This window comes from Alcanivorax sp. UBA3183, assembly GCF_002364155.1.
GTDB classification, from domain to species: Bacteria; Pseudomonadota; Gammaproteobacteria; order Pseudomonadales; family Alcanivoracaceae; genus Alcanivorax; species Alcanivorax jadensis.
On sequence record NZ_DEXN01000014.1, the window covers coordinates 123,302 to 124,604 of the forward strand.

Genomic DNA, 1,303 nt, shown 5'->3' on the forward strand with positions numbered 1-1,303 from the left:
TCGTAGCTCGTAGCTCGTAGCTTATTCCGACCCGGACAGGATCAGATGATTCAGGTGCGCCAAGTACTCTTCTTCCCGCCACAGCCAGTCATAGGCCGGGCAGGCCAGCGAGGTGGGGGTCATGGATTCCACGCCCTGGGTGAGGGCGCTGACTACCATCATCTCGTGCAGATCGGCCCAGCCGGTGGGCAGGCGACGCAGATGGCGTGGTTGGCGAACGAAGCCTTCACCGATCACCGGCTGCAGGCGCCGCAGGCGGGTAAAGGCCATGCGCCGCTGCAACTGGTCTTCCATGCGCCGCTGCCAGTGAATACCGCCGGCATCCAGCAATAACTGCTTCACCGGGCTGGCCAGGCGCCGGGCCAGGCCGGTCATGGGTACGGCCTCGCCGCTGGCCAGTCGATAGCGCGGATCATCATCCAGCCACAGGCTGAAATCGAGAAAATCCAGCTCACTGGTATCCAGTTGCCGCAATTGCTCGCTAATCTGGGTGGTGGTGCTCAGCCCGATGGGCACGCCGGGAAACAGGGCATGCAGGGCGCGGGGAATATCCAGCAGATACGCTTCGATGCGCTCGGCGGCGCTGGCGGACCAGCGCGGCGGCAAAGGCCGATCCGGGGATCGGTTGAACACCCGGCGGGTAACACCGTGAGCATAGGGCTGCGCGGGAAAATGATGACAGAAATCCACCCCTGCCACGTCATCCAGATAACCCCATTCCTCCACCAGGGCCAGGGTATCGCTCCACACAGTGACGAAGTCTTCCGGGCGTCGCACGAAGGAACGGCGGGCGCGGCTGTCGTCCACAAAACGGCTGCTGAACCACACCTTCAGGCCACGCTCGTGGGCGGATTGCAGCAGTTGCTGCAGGCTGTGGCGAATCTTCACTTCCACAGGGTCGTGACCCGGTGCCTGCAGTTCGCAACGATCCAGGTGGACGCCGTTTTCCGGGCAGGCAATCAGGTGCGGGCAGGGGTCCAGGCGCAGGGCATTGAAACCGCGTTGCTGGGTTTCATCGAGCACTTTTTCCAGCGACGCAAAGGCGCCGTGACGAGAATCACGGTCCAGCAGCCAGGAGAGGTCCCAGCAGGCCATTGCGATAGGTTTACTTTGCTGTGCCATTCAGGCCCTGCACCCGTTTCAGATTAAGCGCTCCAGCATACCGGTTTCCGGGACGGCCTCAATGGCCCTGAGTCCGCCGGGTAATTTTTGACCCGCCTTGACACTTGATGGCGCTCACAAGCCGGTTTCCCCCCGGGTGAGGGAGCGCTATGATCGGGTTATGAAAAAAATACTGATTGCC

1 protein-coding gene is annotated in these 1,303 nt (G+C 62.0%); it reads right to left on the reverse strand.

Features of this window, described 5'->3' with window-relative positions:
• Positions 1–21 precede the first annotated feature (21 nt).
• The gene (locus B3Q33_RS06310; RefSeq protein WP_272974608.1) at positions 22–1,122 is read right to left on the reverse strand and encodes a cellulase-like family protein; all 1,101 of its coding nucleotides are present in this window, start codon (positions 1,120–1,122) and stop codon (positions 22–24) included.
• Positions 1,123–1,303: the final 181 nt, after the last annotated feature.